General features: G+C 38.2%; 17 protein-coding genes. 13 read left to right on the top strand and 4 right to left on the bottom strand.

Annotation, left to right across the window (positions count from 1 at the left end):
• Positions 1 to 74: 74 nt before the first annotated feature.
• From rpoC to AYT27_RS03180, 4 genes are all read left to right on the top strand, one after another.
• Positions 75 to 4283 (top strand): DNA-directed RNA polymerase subunit beta', encoded by a 4209-nt coding sequence (gene rpoC, locus AYT27_RS03165; RefSeq protein ID WP_011180535.1) that lies wholly within the window; start codon positions 75 to 77, stop codon positions 4281 to 4283.
• A 599-nt stretch (positions 4284 to 4882) separates the two neighbouring features.
• Positions 4883 to 5269 (top strand): MerR family transcriptional regulator, encoded by a 387-nt coding sequence (locus AYT27_RS03170; RefSeq protein WP_011180536.1) that lies wholly within the window; start codon positions 4883 to 4885, stop codon positions 5267 to 5269.
• Between the two features lie 223 nt (positions 5270 to 5492).
• Complete coding sequence (locus tag AYT27_RS03175; protein ID WP_011180537.1) at positions 5493 to 6182, top strand: nitroreductase; 690 nt, start codon at positions 5493 to 5495, stop codon at positions 6180 to 6182.
• 353 nt (positions 6183 to 6535) lie between these two features.
• Positions 6536 to 7933 (top strand): L-serine ammonia-lyase, encoded by a 1398-nt coding sequence (locus tag AYT27_RS03180; protein WP_011180538.1) that lies wholly within the window; start codon positions 6536 to 6538, stop codon positions 7931 to 7933.
• Positions 7934 to 8439: 506 nt separating this feature from the next.
• Here the strand turns inward: AYT27_RS03180 and AYT27_RS03185 are convergent.
• Entirely contained in the window at positions 8440 to 8718 is a 279-nt protein-coding gene (locus AYT27_RS03185; RefSeq protein WP_011180539.1) for a hypothetical protein, read from the bottom strand.
• A gap of 32 nt (positions 8719 to 8750) precedes the next feature.
• The gene (locus AYT27_RS03190) at positions 8751 to 10100 is read right to left on the bottom strand and encodes a D-alanyl-D-alanine carboxypeptidase (RefSeq protein ID WP_011180540.1); all 1350 of its coding nucleotides are present in this window, start codon (positions 10098 to 10100) and stop codon (positions 8751 to 8753) included.
• A 244-nt stretch (positions 10101 to 10344) separates the two neighbouring features.
• On the opposite strand from AYT27_RS03190, the gene clpS reads away from it, so the two are divergent.
• Both clpS and clpA read left to right on the top strand, forming a co-directional pair.
• Positions 10345 to 10716, top strand: coding sequence for an ATP-dependent Clp protease adapter ClpS (gene clpS, locus AYT27_RS03195; protein ID WP_011180541.1), 372 nt, complete (start codon positions 10345 to 10347; stop codon positions 10714 to 10716).
• Between the two features lie 6 nt (positions 10717 to 10722).
• Positions 10723 to 13074, top strand: a complete 2352-nt coding sequence (gene clpA, locus AYT27_RS03200) for an ATP-dependent Clp protease ATP-binding subunit ClpA (protein WP_011180542.1) — start codon at positions 10723 to 10725, stop codon at positions 13072 to 13074.
• Positions 13075 to 13081: 7 nt separating this feature from the next.
• Here clpA and AYT27_RS03205 read toward each other — a convergent pair whose 3' ends face one another.
• Positions 13082 to 13504, bottom strand: coding sequence for an HIT family protein (locus tag AYT27_RS03205; RefSeq protein ID WP_011180543.1), 423 nt, complete (start codon positions 13502 to 13504; stop codon positions 13082 to 13084).
• Positions 13505 to 13639: 135 nt separating this feature from the next.
• Entirely contained in the window at positions 13640 to 14101 is a 462-nt protein-coding gene (locus AYT27_RS03210) for a RidA family protein (protein WP_011180544.1), read from the bottom strand.
• Between the two features lie 144 nt (positions 14102 to 14245).
• Here AYT27_RS03210 and AYT27_RS03215 point away from each other — a divergent pair, with 144 nt between their 5' ends.
• From AYT27_RS03215 to rseP, 7 genes are all read left to right on the top strand, one after another.
• Entirely contained in the window at positions 14246 to 15070 is an 825-nt protein-coding gene (locus AYT27_RS03215) for a cell envelope integrity EipB family protein (RefSeq protein WP_011180545.1), read from the top strand.
• Positions 15071 to 15248: 178 nt separating this feature from the next.
• Positions 15249 to 16022, top strand: a complete 774-nt coding sequence (gene rpsB / locus AYT27_RS03220) for a 30S ribosomal protein S2 (protein ID WP_011180546.1) — start codon at positions 15249 to 15251, stop codon at positions 16020 to 16022.
• A 113-nt stretch (positions 16023 to 16135) separates the two neighbouring features.
• Entirely contained in the window at positions 16136 to 17059 is a 924-nt protein-coding gene (gene tsf, locus AYT27_RS03225; RefSeq protein WP_011180547.1) for a translation elongation factor Ts, read from the top strand.
• A 161-nt stretch (positions 17060 to 17220) separates the two neighbouring features.
• Positions 17221 to 17940, top strand: a complete 720-nt coding sequence (gene pyrH / locus AYT27_RS03230) for a UMP kinase (RefSeq protein ID WP_011180548.1) — start codon at positions 17221 to 17223, stop codon at positions 17938 to 17940.
• 37 nt (positions 17941 to 17977) lie between these two features.
• A complete protein-coding gene (frr, locus tag AYT27_RS03235; protein ID WP_011180549.1) occupies positions 17978 to 18538 on the top strand; it encodes a ribosome recycling factor in 561 nt (186 codons plus the stop codon).
• 769 nt (positions 18539 to 19307) lie between these two features.
• Positions 19308 to 20123: a phosphatidate cytidylyltransferase gene (locus AYT27_RS03240; RefSeq protein ID WP_011180550.1), complete on the top strand. Its 816-nt coding sequence runs from the start codon at positions 19308 to 19310 to the stop codon at positions 20121 to 20123.
• Between the two features lie 15 nt (positions 20124 to 20138).
• Complete coding sequence (gene rseP / locus AYT27_RS03245; protein ID WP_011180551.1) at positions 20139 to 21287, top strand: RIP metalloprotease RseP; 1149 nt, start codon at positions 20139 to 20141, stop codon at positions 21285 to 21287.
• Positions 21288 to 21390 lie beyond the last annotated feature (103 nt).

Raw genomic sequence — 21390 nt, forward strand, 5'->3', positions numbered from 1 at the left:
GGTTTTAAATAAGGTCTGTAATAAAATTAATAAGATATTACAACAGGTTCTAAGAATCTTTGAAGGAGAACAGCATGAACCACGAGGTCATGAATCTTTTCAATCCTCAGTCACCAGCGCAGACATTTGACTCTATTCGTATTTCAATTGCGAGCCCTGAGAAGATTTTGTCTTGGTCGTATGGTGAGATCAAGAAGCCTGAAACTATTAATTATAGGACTTTTAAGCCAGAGCGTGATGGTCTTTTCTGTGCACGTATATTTGGTCCAATTAAAGACTATGAATGTCTATGCGGTAAATATAAACGCATGAAATATAAAGGCATTATCTGTGAGAAATGTGGTGTAGAAGTTACTCTTTCACGTGTACGTCGTGAGCGTATGGGCCATATTGAACTTGCAGCACCTGTCGCACATATCTGGTTCCTTAAATCATTACCAGGTCGCATTTCTACACTTTTAGATTTGACTTTGAAAGATATTGAGCGAGTTCTCTATTTTGAAAATTATATTGTCACAGAGCCAGGGCTGACATCCCTTAAGCTCCATCAGCTTCTTTCTGAAGAAGAATATATGCTGGCTATTGATGAGTTCGGGGAAGATCAGTTCACAGCCATGATTGGTGCAGAGGCTATTTACGAACTTCTAGCTAGTATGGAGTTAGAAAAAATTGCCAATGATTTGCGTGCCGAATTGTCCGAGACAACTTCGGAATTAAAACAGAAAAAGCTCATTAAACGGCTTAAGATTGTTGAAAATTTTCTTGAATCTGGCAATAGACCAGAGTGGATGATTATGAAAACGATACCGGTTATTCCACCGGATTTACGTCCATTGGTTCCACTTGACGGTGGTCGTTTTGCTACGTCCGATTTGAATGATCTTTATCGGCGGGTTATAAATCGTAATAATCGATTGAAACGACTTATTGAATTGCGGGCCCCAGGAATTATTGTACGCAATGAAAAGCGTATGGTGCAAGAAGCTGTTGATGCATTATTTGATAATGGTCGTCGTGGGCGTGTAATTACTGGAGCCAATAAGCGTCCACTAAAATCTCTTTCAGATATGCTAAAGGGTAAGCAAGGACGTTTCCGTCAAAACTTACTTGGAAAGCGTGTTGATTACTCGGGGCGTTCTGTTATTGTCACAGGTCCTGAATTGAAATTACATCAATGTGGTCTTCCTAAGAAAATGGCTCTCGAATTATTTAAGCCATTTATTTATGCACGGCTTGATGCAAAGGGGTATTCATCAACTGTAAAACAGGCAAAGAAGCTTGTTGAAAAAGAGCATCCAGAAGTTTGGGATATCTTGGATGAGGTTATTCGTGAACATCCTGTTTTGCTTAATCGTGCACCAACATTGCACCGTTTGGGGATTCAAGCTTTTGAACCTGTTTTGATTGAAGGGAAAGCTATACAGCTTCATCCATTGGTATGTACTGCTTTTAATGCCGATTTTGATGGAGATCAGATGGCGGTCCACGTTCCACTTTCTCTTGAAGCACAGCTTGAAGCGCGTGTTTTGATGATGTCGACCAATAATATTCTTCATCCAGCCAATGGTGCCCCAATTATTGTTCCATCACAGGATATGGTTCTTGGTCTTTACTATCTTTCGATTGTTTCTGAAAAAGAACCGGGCGAGGGGATGGTTTTTTCCGATATAGGCGAACTTCATCACGCCTTGGAAAATAAGGTTGTAACTCTTCACACGAAGATCAAAGGCCGCGTTAAAAATATCGATAAGGATGGAAAAGAAGTTGCTAAGCTTTATGATACAACACCTGGTCGTTTGATCATTGGGGAGCTTTTACCGAAAAATCCAAGTATCTCCTTTGATATTGTTAATCAAGAAATGACTAAAAAGAACATTTCTAAAATGATTGACCAAGTTTATCGACACTGTGGGCAAAAAGAAACGGTTATTTTTTGTGACCGTATTATGCAGCTTGGCTTTTCTCATGCTTGTCGTGCGGGAATATCATTTGGTAAGGACGATATGCTTATTCCTGATAGCAAGTTGCGTTTGGTTGCAGAAACGGAAGCTTTGGCTAAAGAGTATGAACAACAATATAATGATGGTCTCATTACACAAGGTGAAAAATATAACAAAGTTGTAGATGCTTGGGGTAAATGTACGGATCGTGTTGCCGACGAAATGATGAAACGTATTCAAGCTGTCGAATTTGATCCTAAAACAGGTCGTCAGCGGCCAATGAATTCGATCTATATGATGTCACATTCTGGTGCGCGTGGTTCTGCTAACCAGATGAAACAGTTGGCTGGTATGCGTGGGTTGATGGCAAAACCCTCAGGTGAAATTATTGAAACACCGATCATTTCAAACTTTAAGGAAGGTCTTACTGTTAACGAGTACTTTAACTCGACTCACGGTGCACGTAAAGGACTTGCTGATACTGCATTAAAAACTGCCAACTCTGGTTATCTCACACGGCGTCTTGTTGATGTTGCACAGGATGCTATTATTTCAGCAGTTGATTGTGGTACTGCAAAGGGGTTGACTATGCAGCCAATTGTTGATGCTGGACAAATCGTTGCGTCTCTTGGGCAAAGAATTCTTGGTCGCACAGCGCTTGTTGATATTCTACATCCAGTTTCTGGAGAGGTTATTCTTGAAGGTGGTGCGATGATTGAAGAGGCTGATGTTGCTAAGATTGAAGAAGCCGGAATTCAGTCTGTTCAAATCCGCTCTGCTTTGACATGTGAAACGCGTCTTGGTGTTTGTGCCAAATGCTATGGTCGTGATTTGGCACGCGGGACACCGGTTAATCAGGGTGAGGCAGTTGGTGTTATTGCCGCTCAGTCGATTGGAGAACCTGGAACTCAGCTTACTATGCGTACTTTCCACTTGGGAGGAACGGCGCAAGTTGTTGATTCATCTCATTTAGAGGCCTCTTATGAAGGTACAGTAGAGATTCGTAATCGCAATGTGGTTCGCAATTCTGAAGGCCATTTAGTGGTTATGGGACGTAATATGGCTATCCTTATCAAGGATGGATCTGGAAAAGAGCGTGTTGTACATCGTATTAGCTATGGTGCACATATTTTTGTTGATGATGGTGATGTTGTTAAATGTGGCCAGCGTATCGCAGAATGGGATCCTTATACGCGTCCAATTCTCACTGAAGTTGAAGGATATGTAGGTTTTGAGGATATGATTGATGGTTTATCAGTTACTGAAACGGCTGATGAATCTACAGGGATCACGAAACGCTTAGTGATTGATTGGCGTGCTAATCCAAGGGGAGCTGATCTAAAACCAGCTATTATCATCCATGCAGATAAGAAAGGTGAGGCTATTGCCAAATATAAGGGAGCTGAAGCCCGTTACATGATGTCAGTGGAGACTATTCTTTCTGTTGAGCCTGGTTCTCATGTTAAGGCGGGTGATGTTATTGCGCGTTTGCCAATGGAAAGTGCCAAGACAAAAGATATTACAGGTGGTCTCCCACGTGTGGCTGAGCTTTTTGAAGCGCGGCGTCCAAAGGATCATGCTATTATTGCTGAAGTCAGTGGTACAATACGATTTGGTCGTGGTTATAAGAATAAGCGTCGTATTATTATTGAACCAAATGATGAAACTCTTGAGCCAGTAGAATATTTGATTCCAAAGGGTAAGTTGTTTCACTTCCAAGAAGGTGACCAAATTGAAAAAGGAGATTATATCCTCGATGGTAATCCAGCTCCTCATGATATTTTGGCGATTAAAGGTGTTGAAGCTTTGGCGTCTTATCTTGTTAATGAAATTCAAGAGGTTTACCGTTTGCAGGGCGTTTTAATTAATGATAAGCACATTGAAGTGATTGTTCGTCAGATGTTGCAAAAAGTTGAAATTACTGAATCGGGAGATTCTGGTTATATTCCAGGTGATCACGTTGATCGTATTGAATTAGATGAAATCAATGATAATTTGCTTGCAGAAGGAAAAAGACCAGCCTCTGGTAATCCTATACTGCTTGGGATTACAAAAGCATCTCTTCAAACACCCTCCTTTATTTCAGCGGCATCATTTCAGGAAACAACTCGAGTACTTACGGAGGCAGCGGTTTCTGGAAAGATTGATACTTTGCAAGGTCTTAAGGAGAATGTTATTGTCGGTCGTCTTATTCCTGCGGGTACAGGCGGTACGATTGCTCAAATCCGTCGTATTGCTGCAGTTCGTGATGATTTGATTGTTGATGAACAGCGCAAGTCTGGTAATAACGAAGTAGCTAAAGCTATGTTAACAAACATGACAACTGTTACAACTGTTGAATAATTTCGATATGTGCCGGCAGTGGTAAAAAACGCCTAAATAGAGATTTAGGCGTTTTTTTAAGTCTGAAAATGCAAAAATAGTGTTTTTTCCTGAAAAATGCGATTGTAAAAACGATAAGTGATAGTTGTTTCAAGCACTTTTAAAGCTTATTGTACTTATGGCATTTTCTTATGAGGAGAGGAATCTTTTCTGTTTCTCCATTTATAAAGTTCCTCATTTATAGCAATCAGCTGGAAATTTTACTTTCAATAGTTTAAAGTTGAAAAATGCGTAAAGCTAATATGCTTAGATGCCAGGAGTTAAGGATAAAGGATAAATTGTCTGCAAAAAAGGTAGGTGTTGGTTTTGAATAACTTTAGAATTTTTTTATGAATATCTTCTATAAAGATTGAAAAGGCATTATAATGAACACTAAAAAATTCTTATTGTAATTCAAAAAATAATTGATTTTCTGCTATACAATGCTTGTATGGCCGGAGACCTTTATCTTTCTCCTATTAAAAAATGCAAGAAAATAGAGAATAAAACACTGACTGAAATTTTGTAAAAAACAGATATATTTCTGTAAAGAGTGTGGTTTATGAAGACAGAATGATAGAATGTACGGATATTATTCAATTGGTGAATTGACAAAGGAATTTTCAATAACTGCTCGGACGCTACGTTATTATGAAGAAGAAGGACTTCTTGTGCCCTGCCGGCATGGAAGTGCACGATTTTATACGCAAACAGATCGTCATAAATTAAAACAAATACTGCGTGCTAAAAGAGTTAAATTTTCTTTGTCTGAAATATCCGAGATGTTAAGCATGGTTGGAAAACCGCCGACTGATGAGAAAAAGCTTAAGGAATTAATTGCAGGGGTTAATAAAAAACGGGCTGATTTACAGCAGATGCAACGCGATATTGATGATTTTCTGCATGATTTAGAACGCATCGAGGAAACTTTATTTGAGAGTTTAGCCGAATTGGGGGTTAATCGTTGATTTTAAAATATATTTCATTTACTCATCTTTGAGGATTGCCTTTCTCTTAAAAGAGAGAGGCTTTATTGTTCTCTCATGATAGACATGAACAGAGTGTGAAATGTGTCAGTCATTTGGGAGGAGTAGTCTAACTAAAAGAGCTGCAAAATTTTTTGCAATGCATTGATGTTAAATGAGAAAACAATAATATTCAAATTTATTTTTTAAGAAGAAAGTAAAAACAATGGCGGATGCTCCTATTGATATTTTCCAATCTATTCTGTCGCGAAAGTCAATACGGGCTTTTACTGACCAGCCTGTTACACAGGAAACGATTAGAGAAATTTTAAAACTTGCAGCACGTGCGCCATCTGGAACAAATCTCCAGCCGTGGCAAGTGATTGTTTTGACGGGAAAAATATTACAGAAAGTAGGACAAGAACTTTCACAACTTGTCCTTTCAGGAATAAAAGGAGAGCGTGAATATCATTATTATCCACGTCAATGGCGTGAACCTTATCTTTCAAGGCGTCGGAAGGTTGGTTTGGATCTTTATAAGAGCCTTGGAATTCAAAAGGGTGATCAGGAAAAAATGCTTCATCAGAAGGCAAAAAATTTTTTATTTTATGGTGCACCTGTGGGATTATTGTTCACAATAGATCATGACATGGAAATGGGAAGCTGGCTTGATTTAGGCATGTTTATGCAGACTATTATGCTAGCAGCGCGTGGGTTTGGATTAGATACGTGTGCTCAAGCAGCTTTTGCTGATTATCATAAACAAATTCGTTCACTTTTGTCTGTGCCTTCTGATCGACATATTATCTGTGGTATGGCACTCGGCTATCGCGATATGAACGCACCAGAAAACAATTTTGAAACTGAACGCGAACCAATCGATAATTTTGTACATTTTATTAAATCATACCCATAGAATGTTTTCGTGTAATTGAGCATAAAAATTTTAAGACATTGAAGTCCATATGAAAAATATTTCGGTGGGAATTCTTATTCTTATTTCATTTTAATATTGCATCTTAACACTTATTTTACTACGTTTGGTGCATCAAAAGAATGATTGTTCGGGGTGTCGGGGGTCATTGTCAGTTTTTTGAAGGTTGGCTATGGAAAGCGCTATAGAAAGAAAGTGTTGGATAGTAGCAAGACGAGCAACATTCGTTTTTATTGCTGTTATTTTCTTAGCTTATCTCGCTATTTAGTTTTAAATGGGACAAAAGTGATAAAAAGGCGTGCCCCCAAAATTCATATTTGATTTTGAGGTGATTGGTGTTTTTATCTGTTTTTGAACTTTTTAAAATTGGTATTGGTCCATCCAGCTCCCATACGATGGGGCCGATGACTGCTGCTAATATGTTTTTGCGAGAGATTATGAGATGCAATTTTTTAAGATCATCTCATACTGGGATTTCTCATATACGTGTCTATCTTTATGGTTCATTAGCTTTTACGGGAGTTGGTCATGCTACAGATAGAGCTGTTATATTAGGACTTTTAGGAGAAGAAGCCGCAACTGTTAATCCTGATAATATAGATATACTGTTAGAAAAGGTTACACGTGAAAAGAAAGTGCAACCAGACGGCCATCCTGCTTATTGGTTTAATTTGCAAAGTGATCTTATTTTTAAACGAAAGGAAGTTTTACCTGGACATACTAATGGACTTGCGTTTGAAGGGCTTGATGCTGATGGGAACGTTCTTTTGAGGCAGACTTATTATTCTATCGGTGGTGGTTTTGTGGTGACTGAGGATGAATTAAACTGTATAAATGGTAATACGCAATCAAAAACTTCTAAGGTACCATATCCTTTTGATTCTGCGCGTAAAATGTTATCAATGGCAGAAAAATCAGGGTTATCAATTGCTGAAATGAAGCGCTTAAATGAAGAGACAAAGATGGAGCGTTCTGCGCTTAATACAGGCCTTGATAATATTTTTTCAGCGATAACAAAATGCATTGATAGAGGTCTTTCACAAGAAGGTGAGTTACCAGGTGGATTGCGTGTTTCAAGGCGTGCTAAAAAACTATATGAAACGCTTTTGGAAAACCAGAAGAAAAATCGCAATTATCCACTTTTAGCAAATGATTGGCTTTCAGTATATGCCATAGCAGTGAATGAGGAAAACGCCGCTGGTGGTCGTGTTGTTACGGCACCGACGAATGGTGCAGCTGGTGTTGTGCCTGCAGTTTTGCGTTATTATCTTCAGTTTAATGATAATTCAGATCAAGAAGGAATACATAATTTTTTGTTGACAGCAGCAGCTATTGGTGGTGTCATCAAGCATAATGCCTCTATTTCTGGTGCAGAAGTGGGTTGTCAAGGTGAAGTGGGAACAGCATCTTCAATGGCAGCTGCAGGATTGACAGCTGTGTTAGGTGGTACACCGGCTCAAATTGAAAACGCAGCAGAGATTGCACTTGAGCATCATTTGGGAATGACGTGTGATCCGGTTGCAGGTCTTGTACAGATTCCTTGCATTGAACGCAATGCGATGGGGGCCGTTAAGGCGGTAACAGCTTCTTCTCTTGCGTTGCATGGTAATGGGAAGCATTTTGTTTCTCTTGATGCTTGTATAGAAACAATGCGTCAGACCGGACATGATATGAGTGAACGCTATAAAGAAACGAGTAAAGCTGGTCTCGCAGTTAATGCAATATCCTGTTAAAGTGTAAAAACAATATTTAATCGGATAAATTTTTTGCAACTTGTTGGTTGATAAGAGAATCGCATTTTAAAATGATTTTATTTATTGAAAAGAACAAAAGTTTAAAAGACTACGTAGGCAATTTATACAATGTCTATCTACGTTGAGGGGAAGCTTTGTATGTCATTGAAGAGAAGTTTCCTTATTTCATTGGATTATTCACGACAATATTCAATAAGAAGGGCTTGTCTCCAATGGGGAAGTACCTTTTTATAAAAAGGTATGTAGGCTAATGTTTGATATTAAATCCAAAATAATCTAAGATTTAGTGCTTTGACGTATTTTTTTAGGGCGGTTTTATTGAAAAGCTGAAAATGCCTATTTCAGAGAGTTTGACAGAAATTTTCACTACAATTCTTATAAGTTTAAGGAAGAAATGCATTTGTGAGAAGTTTTTAAAGATTGTAGATAATGGGGTGTGAAAACTTTTATTAACAAAATAATCCTTATGGAAATTATTTATAGAATTAGACATTTGTTGCACCAAGGCGGATTTTAATAGGTACGCTATGCGTTTGGCTTGCAACGCGTAAATGAATTCGTACAGGAGGCATAATAAGACGACGATTCCGCGTTGTTTGGCAAATGAAAAGGTTAACAAGAGACTGCGTGTTTAAGGGAGCAGGAGTGTGCTTTAAGCCAGCAAGTTTTGTTGCAGCATCTTGAAGAGAACGCAATGAAAGAAGAAATGATTGCTTCAATAATTTTTCTTTTTCAGTGGATGAAGCAAGAGCATTATGTGTCATGGTACTATCCTTAACGCAGAATTCAAAAACCTTTAATAAGCTACAGTATAGCAGTTAAAATTTGCTTTCTTTAATAGAGAACAAGCATTAAATGCAGCTTTTTTTGATTGAAATCCTACAAACCGTGCACGATAATAACGACGTTTGTTTTTTTCAAAAAGTTGCATATGTGAAGATGCGTTCTTTAAAGCGGAGTAGGCTTTATTTTTTGCTTTTAAAAGTAAAGTTTCTGCTTGTTTTTTACTAGGAAGAGAACCAATTTGGATAGCCCATCCAGCGTTTGTGGACAAAGAGGCCGTAACAATTTCATTAATTTTAACAGATATAGCTTTTTGAGGGTTAGGGATTGGTATAATTGCCTGGTTTACAGCGGCTATTGCTGTATTGGAATTTCTAGATTGTTCTGCAAATGCTGTCAATAGAGTAGAAATTTCATCATCGGAATCGGTTGGATCAGCTTTAACAGGTGGTATAGGAGTTTGAGCGCCATTGGGTAAGTTATAGTGTGCAGAAGCCATTAAACGTCCATCATTTTTCATGCGGCTTGCTTTGGGTAAATATTGGCTCAATAAGCTGGCCATATGCTTATCGCGTGCGGTGGAGGATTTACCTCCCATAACGACAGCAACGATAGAGCGCCCTTCAATACGCATAGAAGTCGCTAAATTAGAACCTGACATTTGTGTGTATCCTGTCTTAATTCCATCGACGCCTTTCATTGTTTTGACTAATTTATTGTGAGTGTTTACGGTATGTCCATGGAAAATAAAACTTTTTATTTTGAACAATTTATACTGTTGTGGAAAATGTTTGCGTAAGGCCAATGACAAAGTAGCCATATCTCGTGCTGTAGAATAATTGCGCACATCCGGAAGTCCTGAAGCATTTGCGAAATGAGTATTTATCATACCAAGTTTGCGAGCTTTAGCTGTCATCATTCGTGCGAATTTTTTTTCATTGCCACCAAGATATTCGGCAATCGCAGTAGCAACATCATTTGCTGATCGTGTAATGAGTGCTTTAGCGGCTTCTTGTGCAGAAATTGTTTGTCCTGTTTTAAGTCCAAGTTTTGTGGGTGGGCGTGTTGCTGCATTCCGTGAGACAAGGATTGGGGTATTGGGTGTTACACGACGCATATGCATAGCTTCAAAAAGCAGATAAAGCGTCATCATTTTTGTCAAAGAAGCGGGATAACGTTTTAATGTTGCATTGGCTTGAAATAGAGTTTTTCCTGTATTTGCATCTATAACGATAGCAGCATACTTATCAGGATAGGCTTCTTGAGGAGTAGCGAATGCCCAAGAGTAAGAAAGAGCTAAAACAACAAACGCAATTGCTATTTTTTTATAGCAACGCACAATTTTTTGGCAGTCAATATACACTTTTAGTATCCTATTTCTCCATTTACACTAAAAAATCTGTAAAACTTTTTTGCGCAGCAGTTTGTTGATACAATTTATATGAATGATATTACTAATTTGTTTACAGAAAGTATTTTTGGAATTTCCATATTTGACCTAATCTCACCATAAAAGAAAGTTTTCTTCATTCTTTAAATAAACAGTTGTTGCAATAGTTATGAAAGAATTTAAGATTAATAACAGGTCTCCTGCGCAGGAAATGATAATGGCACAAAATCTAATAAAAAATTCCATAACTCATTTTATGCACAATGAAAAAGGCAAGAATGGGGATGAATACAGGCATGATGCTTTTATAATGCCCAAAATGAGATCAAAACTTCAAAAACCTAAACTATATCGTGTTCTTTTACTGGATGATGATTATACACCTATGGATTTCGTTATTTTTGTTTTAAAGAGCTTTTTTAAAAAAAACTTCGAAGAAGCAATGCATATTATGTTAAGTGTTCATCAAAATGGAGTAGGTGAATGCGGAATTTATAATTACGAAGTAGCTGAAATGAAAATAATACAAGTTAGGGAGTGTGCACGTCAAAATGAACATCCGTTACAATGTGTAATGGAATGGAAGTGAGGATTTATGCCATCTTTTACGCCTAGTCTTGAAGAGGTTCTGCATCGGGCATTAACAATTGCTAATCAAGCGCGACATGAATATGCGACATTAGAGCATCTTCTCCTTGCTCTTCTAGATGATGCTGATGCAAGTTCAGTAATTCGGGCTTGTCAGGTAGATGTGGAAGAATTGCGAGAGCGCTTAACCAACTATATCCAATCAGAATTAGATGCACAAATGAGAAATGATGAGGATACAAAACCGACAACATTTTTCCAGCGTGTTATCCAGCGTGCAGTGATTCATGCTCAGTCAGCTGGGAAAGATGAAGTATCTGGGGCAAACGTTCTCGTTGCAATTTTTTCTGAACGTGAAAGTTATGCAGCATATTTCCTTCAAGAGATGGGCATGACACGCTATGATGTAGTGCGTTTTATTTCACATGGTATCACGCGTGATGATGGATTATCCATGTTACTTGAAGATCTCGAAGATCAATTGGATCAGCAGATATCGGATAATAGTATAAAGGTAACAAGTGCGCTGACTGCTTATTGTATTGATCTCAATTGTAAAGCACGTAATGGAAAAGTTGATTTATTAATTGGTCGTGAAGTTGAAATTTCACGCATGATTCAGGTTTTATGTCGAAGATCGAAAAACAATCCGCTTTTAGTTGGTGATCCTGGAGTTGGAAAAACAGCTATAATTGAGGGGTTGGCGAAACGCATTGTTGATGGGGAAGTGCCTGAAGTTTTATCAAATGCAACGATATTTTCCCTTGATATGGGAGGGCTTGTTGCTGGCACACGCTATCGCGGTGATTTTGAAGAACGATTAAAGCAACTTATTAAAGAATTTGAGCAATATTCAAATGCTGTTTTATTTATTGATGAAATTCATACATTGATTGGAGCAGGAGCTACATTAGGAGGGAATATGGATGCGGCAAATCTTTTAAAGCCTGCATTATCTTCCGGAACTATTCGATGTATTGGTTCGACAACTTATAAGGAATATCGCAAAATTTTTGAACAAGATCGAGCTTTAGAACGTCGTTTTCAGAAGATTGATGTTAACGAGCCTTCTGTTGCCGACGCAATTAAGATTTTGCAAGGATTAAAGCCTTACTTTGAAGATTTTCATCAGATCAAATATACGGATGAGGCGATGAAGGCATCCGTAGAATTATCTTCACGTTATATGATTGATCGCAGATTACCTGACAAAGCAATAGATGTTATTGATGAAAGCGGTGCAGCACAAAGGCTTTTGCCAAAAAAACAACGAAAAAAAAGTATAGGTGTCAAAGAAATTGAAGCGACTGTTGCTACTATGGCGAGAATTCCGCCAAAAACAGTTTCGGGCGATGATCAGAAGATGCTTAGCAAGCTTGAAAGGGAACTCAAGCATGTTGTTTATGGACAAGATCAAGCAATTTCGGTATTAGTATCCTCCATTAAATTGGCGCGAGCAGGATTGCGCGATGCGGACAAACCAATAGGAAGTTATTTATTTTCAGGACCAACAGGTGTAGGAAAAACTGAAGTTACAAAACAGCTTGCATCGTCGTTAGGAATTGAACTGTTGCGTTTTGATATGTCAGAATATATGGAACGGCATACGGTGGCGCGCTTAATCGGAGCTCCTCCAGGTTACATAGGGTTTGATCAAGGAGGTCTCCTTACAGATGCAGTTGATCAGAAGCCTCATGCAGTTTTATTGCTGGATGAGATTGAGAAAGCCCATTCAGAGCTCTTTAATATTTTATTGCAGGTAATGGATTATGGAAAATTAACAGACCATAATGGCAAAAAAATTGATTTCCGCAATATCATTTTAATTATGACAACCAATGCTGGTGCTTCAGATATGGCAAAGTCGGCTATTGGATTTGGCAAGGTGCATCGCGATGGTGACGATATAGAAGCGATCAATCGCTTATTTACACCGGAATTTCGTAATCGGCTAGATGCAATTATTCCATTTTCACCTTTATCTCAGTTAATTATCAATCAGATTGTGCAAAAGTTTATTTTTCAGCTTGAGGCACAACTGGCTGATCGGGGAATTTGTTTTGAGTTAAGTCCTTCTGCAATGGTTTGGCTTGCCAATAAAGGATACGATTTTCAGATGGGTGCGCGCCCATTGGGGCGTATTATACAAGAATATATTAAGAAACCGCTCGCTGACGAAATTTTATTTGGACAGTTGCGCAATGGTGGCATGGTTCGCGTATTGACACACAGACCAAATGGAGGAAAAGAGAAGCTACAGTTAAAAATTTCATCTTCCGATGGATCTGTTGGTTTAAAGAACAGAAAAACAGCACGTTTTAGCAAAAAACGTGTGGGAAGAAAAAGCTCAGCAACTTAAAATTTCTTTAAAGAGCAGCTCGAATTTTTTTTGCGTTCTCTTCAAGTATTTCTGTAGGCGTTATAATATTATTATGGGGGGTAAGCTCTATTCCTTCCATACGTGGTATAATATGGAAATGGAGATGATAAACGGTTTGTTGACTAGCAGCTTCATTAAATTGCATAACTGTTATACCATCTGCTTGAAAGGCTTTTTTGACGGCTTTGGCGATTTTTTGAACAGCTTTGATAACTGGAAATAATGTTTCAGTATCTGCGTCTAGGAGGTTTCTAGAGCCTTTTTTTGGAATAACCAGTGTATGGCCTGGTGCTTGTGGCATAATATCCATGAATGCAATAACATCATCATCTTCATAGACACGGACGGAAGGGATTTCATTGCGAATTAATTTCGCAAAAATATTATTATTATCATAAGCTTGTTTCATACAAATATTTCCTTTTATTCGTTTTGAGTTTAAATTTTTAATTCAAAATGAAAGAGTGCGAAAGTTGGTAGGGTTGACAAAGAGGGGGCATTCAATTTTTGTTTTGTATTAGGTGTTCTATCATTTAATAAAAGTCTAGATTTCTATGATAGCTTCAACTTCTACTGGAACGTCCATAGGAAGAGAGGCGACACCAATAGCAGAACGGGCGTGTTTTCCAGCATCACCGAGGATATTGACGAGGAGATCAGAAGCTCCATTAGCGACAAGAGGAATATCAGTAAAATGAGGATCTACAGCAACAAAAACAGTAATTTTTACCACGCGTTTTATTTTATTTAAGTCACCCAGAGCTGCTTTAATTTGTGCAAGAATATTGAGTGCGCAGACTTCGGCTGATTTTTTTGCTTGTTCAGTGCTGACAGTTGCACCAACTTTACCGGTTGCTACAGGCTTTCCATCAAAAAGAGGGAGCTGTCCAGAGATAAAGAGTTGGTTGCTGCTTTGTGAAGCTGTTACATAATTGGCAATAGGTTGTGTTGCTTCTGGCAGAGTCATTCCAAAATTTTTGAGATGGTTTTCAATTGCGTTGGTCATAATTTAAACTCCATAGCTATTCTATTATACATTTATTGCATAAACTATTTTTCGATTGAAGGAAATGTGTGGTTAATTAAGACGGTGACCTTTTTTGTCTTCGTCTATGATGGTATGCAATGGCAATAAAATTGGAAGTTGGGAATGAGCAGATTATTATTTGTAATAGTTTTATATATTGCCTTTTTATGTGCAGCAAGAGCTGAGGAGTCTATTTTTGTTGCTCCTCATCGAGCTGTTTACGATTTTCAGCTTGATAGTGCTTCTCATGACATGGCAATTTTGGGGATGACTGGGCGAATGGTTTATGAACTCACGGGTTCAGTATGTCAGGGGTATACAACACGTTTTCGTTTTATCAGTCGTATCCATATTGAAGATATGCCAGTGCGCTTAACTGATCAACAAACAACGAGTTATGAAACAGGTGACAGTCAGACGTTTCATTTTAGTGTTAAAGATCAGGTTGGACAAGAGGTTGCGCATAATGTCGAAGGTTTAGCTGAACGTACTCAAGATGGAATTATAATAAAACTGAAAAAGCCAAAGGATAAGGAATACAAGCTTGCACTGGCTGAGTTTCCAATTATGCAACTTAAGAGTATCATACGGCATGCAAAAGCGGGTCGTCATTTTTATAATACTACCGTATTTGATGGAACTGATAAAGCAGACAAAGTCATAAAAGAAAGTATAATTATTGGGGAAAAGAAGACGCAGCTCTCTGATGATGAAACGGAAAAGTTGGGAAAATTGGATGAGGAGGGATATTGGCCCGTTACGATTTCTTATTTTGATGATATAGAAAAAAAAGATGGCTTACCTGTTTATCGTACCAGCTTTCTCTTACATGAAAATGGTGTAATGCGTGATCTTCATATAGATTATGGAGCTTTTGCAGTACGTGCAAAATTGAACAGTCTTGAATTTCTTGACGGTGAGAAAAGCCTTGATCAATGCAAACATTAAATGTCAATGCAAGCGTTAAATGATTGTATAAAATAACTTGAAAAAGAATCAAATATTAGTATGGTTATTTCATTCCACACGCGGAGCTTGGGTGTTTGCAAGGAAAGTCTAGCAAGCGTCCGCCGGTAGTAGGGTTCCCTACTTTTTCCGCGGAGGTTAAACCGGAAAGGATAAATTTATGGCACTACCAGATTTTACTATGCACCAGCTTTTAGAAGCAGGTGTACACTTTGGTCACCAGACACATCGCTGGAATCCGAAGATGACCCCTTATATTTATGGTCAGCGTAATAATATTCATATTATTGATCTTGCTCAGACTGTTCCACTTTTACACCAAGCGCTTAAACTTGTTTCGGATACGGTTGCACGTGGTGGTCGCATTCTCTTTGTTGGTACCAAGCGGCAGGCCTCTGATATTATTGCAGATGCAGCGAATCGTTCGGCACAATATTATGTTAATGCGCGTTGGCTCGGAGGTATGCTGACAAACTGGAAGACAATTTCTAATTCGATACAGCGTTTGCGTAAACTGGACAAAATTCTTGCTGCTGAAGCGCAAGGCTTTACCAAAAAAGAACGTTTAAATCTTGAACGTGATCGTGAAAAGCTTAACCGTGCACTTGGTGGTATTAAGGATATGGGATCTGTTCCAGATCTTATATTTATTATCGATACCAATAAAGAAAATATTGCTATCCAAGAAGCAAAACGTTTAGGTATCCCTGTTATTGCTATTATTGATACTAACTGCGATCCTGACAACGTCGATCATCCAATTCCTGGCAATGATGATGCTTCGCGGGCTATTTCTCTTTATTGTGATCTTTTTGCTCGTGCGGCTCTTGATGGTATTGCTCGTCAGCAAGGTGCGATGGGTATCGATTTAGGAGCTCAAGCTGATGCACCTGTGGATCCTGTTTTGGAAAATACTGCTCCGGTTTCTGAGTAATATTAAAGAAAACGCCTATTAGGTAGGTACTTATTTTCTACACAAAAGGTTATAGGCGTGCACAGAATTTTCTTTTTGCACGCCTTTTACAGTTACAGAATAAAGAGGCAAATATGAGCATTACTGCTGCACAAGTAAAAGAACTTCGAGAATTGTCAGGCGCTGGTATGATGGACTGCAAGGCAGCACTGGCAGAGACCAATGGTGATATGGAGGCTGCTGTTGATTGGCTTCGTAAAAAAGGAATAGCCAAAGCAGATAAAAAGGCTGGTCGTACGGCGGCTGAGGGGTTGATTGGAGTTGTATCACAAGATTTAAGCGCGGTTTTAGTTGAGATCAATTCTGAAACAGATTTTGTTGCGCGCAACGATGTATTCCAAGACATTGTGCGCAATGTAGCAACAGCTGCTTTGGGAACAGAGGGGAGTATTGATGCTGTTTGTGCATCTTTTTATCCGGGCTCTGAGAAGACTGTAGAGGCTACAATTAAAGATGCAATTGCGACAATTGGCGAGAATATGACATTTCGTCGTTCTGCTAAACTCTCTGTTGAGGATGGTGTTGTTGCTACTTATATACATAATAGTGTGGCTGAGGGACTTGGCAAGCTTGGTGTTTTGGTTGCTATTGAAACGACAGGAAATAAGAAGGCAGCAGCTGCTTTTGGTAGGCAGGTTGCAATGCATATTGCTGCAACCAATCCGTTAGCGCTAACAGCGGAAGATGTTGATTCCAGTGCTATTGAGCGTGAGAAAGCAATTTTTTCAGAGCAAGCACGTCAATCTGGAAAGCCTGAAAATATTATTGAAAAAATGGTTGAGGGGCGCATGCGTAAGTTTTTTGAAGAAGTTGTTTTGCTTTCTCAGGCTTTTGTTATGAACCCTGATATTACTGTTGATGCTGCCTTGAAGGATGCTGAAAAATCGATTGGTGCGCCGGCAAAAATCACAGCTTTCATTCGTTTTGCGCTGGGCGAAGGTGTGGAAAAAGAAGAATCTGATTTTGCTGCAGAGGTTGCAGCTGCTGCAAAAGGGTAGCCATTTTAAAATGATTGATCAGAGATTTTAAATCATACCATTGATTATAAAATTACTGGTAATAAAGAGTATAATTATTATTAAGAGGGCGTCACGTAGCAAAGTGGTGCCCTTAGTGGTGTCAAAAGCAAAAAATAAATATGCTTTTGGGGAGATTATCAATGACATTAGCACTTCAGTATAAACGTATTCTTTTAAAGGTTTCTGGTGAAGCCCTTATGGGGGGGCAGAGTTTTGGAATTGATGTTTCTGTTGCAGACCGTATCGCTGCTGATATTGCTGAAGTGCGCGCGATAGGGGTAGAGGTCGCTATTGTTATAGGTGGAGGCAATATTTTTCGTGGAGTTGCTGTTGCTTCCCATGGGGGAGATCGTGTGACAGGTGATCATATGGGAATGCTAGCGACAGCTATTAATTCTTTAGCATTGCGAACATCATTGACAAAATTAGGGGTTGAAACAGTTGTATTATCTGCGATTGCTATGCCACAAATTTGTGAGAGTTTCTCACAACGTAAAGCAATAGGTTATATGAATCAAGGAAGGGTCGTTATTTTTGCAGGTGGTACTGGTAATCCGTTTTTTACTACTGATTCTGCTGCTACTTTGCGTGCCGCAGAAATTGGTGCAGATGTTCTCCTAAAAGGAACACAAGTAGATGGTATTTATTCTGCAGATCCAAAGACAGATCCTACAGCTAAGCGTTTTGATCGGTTAACACATGTTGAGATTTTACAACGGGGTTTATCCGTTATGGATACAACCGCGGTTACTTTAGCACGCGAGAACAATGTACCAATTATTGTGTACTCCATTCATGAAAAAAGCGGTTTAGCTAAGGTATTGAATGGAACAGGACGGTTTACAATAGTATCGGAATGAAGATAATCTTCAAGGTGTAATTAAAGGAGACAGAAATATGAGTGTTACATCAATTATGGATGATCTGAAACGTCGCATGCATGGTGCTATTTCGGCTTTTAAACATGAATTAGGAGGATTGCGGACTGGGAGAGCATCGGCCAGTTTGCTGGAACCGTTAACAGTTGAGGCTTATGGTTCTGTTGTACATATAAATCAGGTTGCGAATATTTCTGTTCCAGAACCGCGGATGCTTTCAGTTTCTGTTTGGGATAAAACGATGGTAGGGGCTGTGGAGCGTGCTATTCGTGATTCTGGTCTTGGTTTAAATCCCATCACTGACGGTATGAATTTACGTATTCCTTTACCTGAATTGAATGAAGAACGCCGTAAAGAATTGGTAAAAATTGCTCATCAATATGCAGAACAAGCACGTGTTGCTACTCGTCATGTTCGCAGAGATGGTATGGATAATTTGAAGAAGTTAGAAAAAGAAGGTGAAATCGGTCAAGATGAAGCACATGGTTTATCCGAAAAAGTTCAAAAACTCACCGATGAAACCATTGCCGATATTGATAAGATTTTGGCTGTTAAAGAATCTGAAATTATGCACGTTTAAGACGGTTTTTTTACCAGAAAAAGAATATTATATCTCTATCTTATAACATTGTTCTTATTGATAGAAAAGGCAAGTCGTGTGTGCTGTTGATAGCAGGGCATGAAGTGTGAAGAGATGCCTTTTGTTGTATAGTGTAGAAGGCAAGATTGATTTGGAGTGGTAGATGTTTTTGAAACTTTGTTTACACTTTGAGTGAGGCTATTTACTGGAGCATATTATTTAACTAAGTAATGAAAATTTTTTGCTCAATCTAATTTTGTTGAGTTCTGTAATAAAAATATTATCATAATTAAAGATCGTTCAAATATTTCACAGCAAATTTTGGAAAAGTAATGTGAGTTAAAGAATTAATCTTACTTTTCATTACGAATAAAGCAATAGGATAGATAAAAGAGAATTGTTCTGCGCAATTTTTTTGATATTTTATTACTTTGAACAGATGATTAATAGTTTTCTAGAAAAATTCTTTAATATCAAATAAATAACAAACTTCATAATTGGCAGGTGAGTGAAGAGTGTTTTCTTATTTTTAAAGTTAGCGGTATATTGGGAAACGTGTTTTAGGATTGATCTTTATGTGTAAGCTTTTGAAGTCGTTATCACTGATTATTGGTCTTATGAACACCATCTTGGTAGAGCAAATTATTTATGGTAAATTATTGGTAAAGTGTGCAAAATATAAATGTAAAAATGCTGTGTAGCAAAGCCAAAGCTTTTTTTTGCAGAGGCTTTTGAGTTTGTCTTTTTAATTTTATGTTTGGAAGATATTTTGTCTAATTTGATTTCTCGTATTCTGACTGCTTTGATTTTTGGTTTCATTACTTTGTGTTTAACGTGGGTTGGGGGCACTTTATTTTTTTTATTTGTTTGGGTCATTGGTGGTTTTATTCTTTACGAATGGATGAGTATTACTAAAGAAAAGTGGCATGTTTTACAAAAAATATTAGCGAGTGTTTTTTATTTGGTTTTTGGCGCCTTTTTGATATCGAATGCATCTGCTTCATTGATCTTTTGTATTTTGATAGCTTTGGCAGCACTGTTAGCTATCGGGCCTATGAGAAAGAGTGTTTGGGTTTTTTTTGGTTTTTTATATGTATGTTTTCCGGTTGTGGCTTTATCCTTTTTACGGGGGCATGAGCCATTAGGATTCTGGGTTGTTATCTTTTTATTTACGATAGTGTGGGGAACAGATATCGCTGGATATTTTAGCGGACGTGCGTTTGGTGGTCCTAAATTAGCACCACAGTTTTCTCCTAATAAAACGTGGATGGGGGCAATTGGTGGTACATTTGTTGGAGTTTCTGGCGGTATATTGATTGCTTTTCAGTTTTTTGACTTAAATTCAGCCGTTTTTTTTGTGTTATTGCTTGCGCTCATTTTATCAATTGTTTCGCAAATGAGTGATTTGGGGCAATCATGGCTAAAAAGACAATTTTCTGTTAAAGATTCTGGTTCTTTATTACCTGGACACGGTGGGTTTATGGATCGTATGGATGGGTTAGTAGGGGCTGCTTTTCTTCTTTATTTAATTGGTTCTTTTATGTCTAATATGGATACACCTTTTAACCTCTTTTGTATGGTTTAATCGGGAGAAGATATCTTGGATTTTTTGAATCATATAATTGCTTTGGGCGACGTACTTTTGAGAAGTTTGAGCGTTCTTTTTGTCATTATGATTATCATTTTTGTTCACGAAGCTGGGCATTATCTCATTGGGCGGTGGTGTGGTATTAAGGCATCGGTTTTTTCGCTTGGGTTTGGACCACAAATAGTGGGTTACACAGATAAGCGTGGTACACAATGGCGTTTAGCACTTATTCCTTTGGGAGGATACGTAAAGTTTATAGGGGATGAAGAAGGATTGCATGGAACATCTTCTCAATCACTTCCGATTGTTGACGGTTCATTTGGTAGTGCGCATGCTTGGAAAAAAGCAGCGACTGTTTTTGCTGGTCCCTTGTTCAACGTTCTTTTTACCGTTGTTATTTTAACGTTTTTTTTCTTTACATATGGTCGTGTAGCCATTGAACCAGTTGTTGGTTCTTTCGTAAAAGATTCTCCTGCTGTTCAGGCCGGTTTGCAATTAGGCGACCGTTTTATTGAGATGGATGGTCAACAGGTTGAAAGTTTTGAAGATTTGATGAACTATGTGACGTTTCATGGTGGAGATCCTATAGAATTTAAAATGGAACGTAGTGGGCAGGTATTTACGACGGTGATTACACCAAAAGTAGTTGAACGAGATGATGGATTTGGTAATCGGGTTCGAAGTGGACTGATGGGTGTAGGAGTTCCTGTTGATCCAGATAATCCTGCGCGTTTAGATCCAGCTTATGTAAAACATATTCGCTATAGTTTTGGCAGAGCTTTGAGAGAGGCATCAAAACGTGCTACGTTTATTGTTACCCAAACAGTTTTTTTTATGGGGCGTTTACTCGGTGGGAAAGAAGATCATTGTCGGCTAAGTGGTCCTTCTAAGACGGTTAAAATTGCTTGGCAAGTGAGTGAAACAGGTTTTCTCTCTTTATTGAATTTTACAGCTTTTCTTTCGATAGGTGTTGGACTTATTAATCTTTTTCCAATTCCTCCACTTGATGGTGGGTATTTGTTATTTCATGTTGTTGAAATCATTACTGGGAGGCCAATATCAGCTAAAATTCGGGAGATTATTTTTCGCTTAGGCCTCTGCTTTGTTCTTCTATTTATGTTTTTTGCGCTTTTTAATGATTATTTTTGTTGGTTTAGCTAATTAAATTATGGAAAACATTTTATAAATTAGGTAATAGTAGAAAAATACAACTGAAAAGTCGTTTACCATATCCACAAAATATTGTGGCATCATGCGCTATAAT

Origin of the sequence: Bartonella henselae str. Houston-1 (genome assembly GCF_000046705.1) — a bacterium.
GTDB classification, from domain to species: Bacteria; Pseudomonadota; Alphaproteobacteria; order Rhizobiales; family Rhizobiaceae; genus Bartonella; species Bartonella henselae.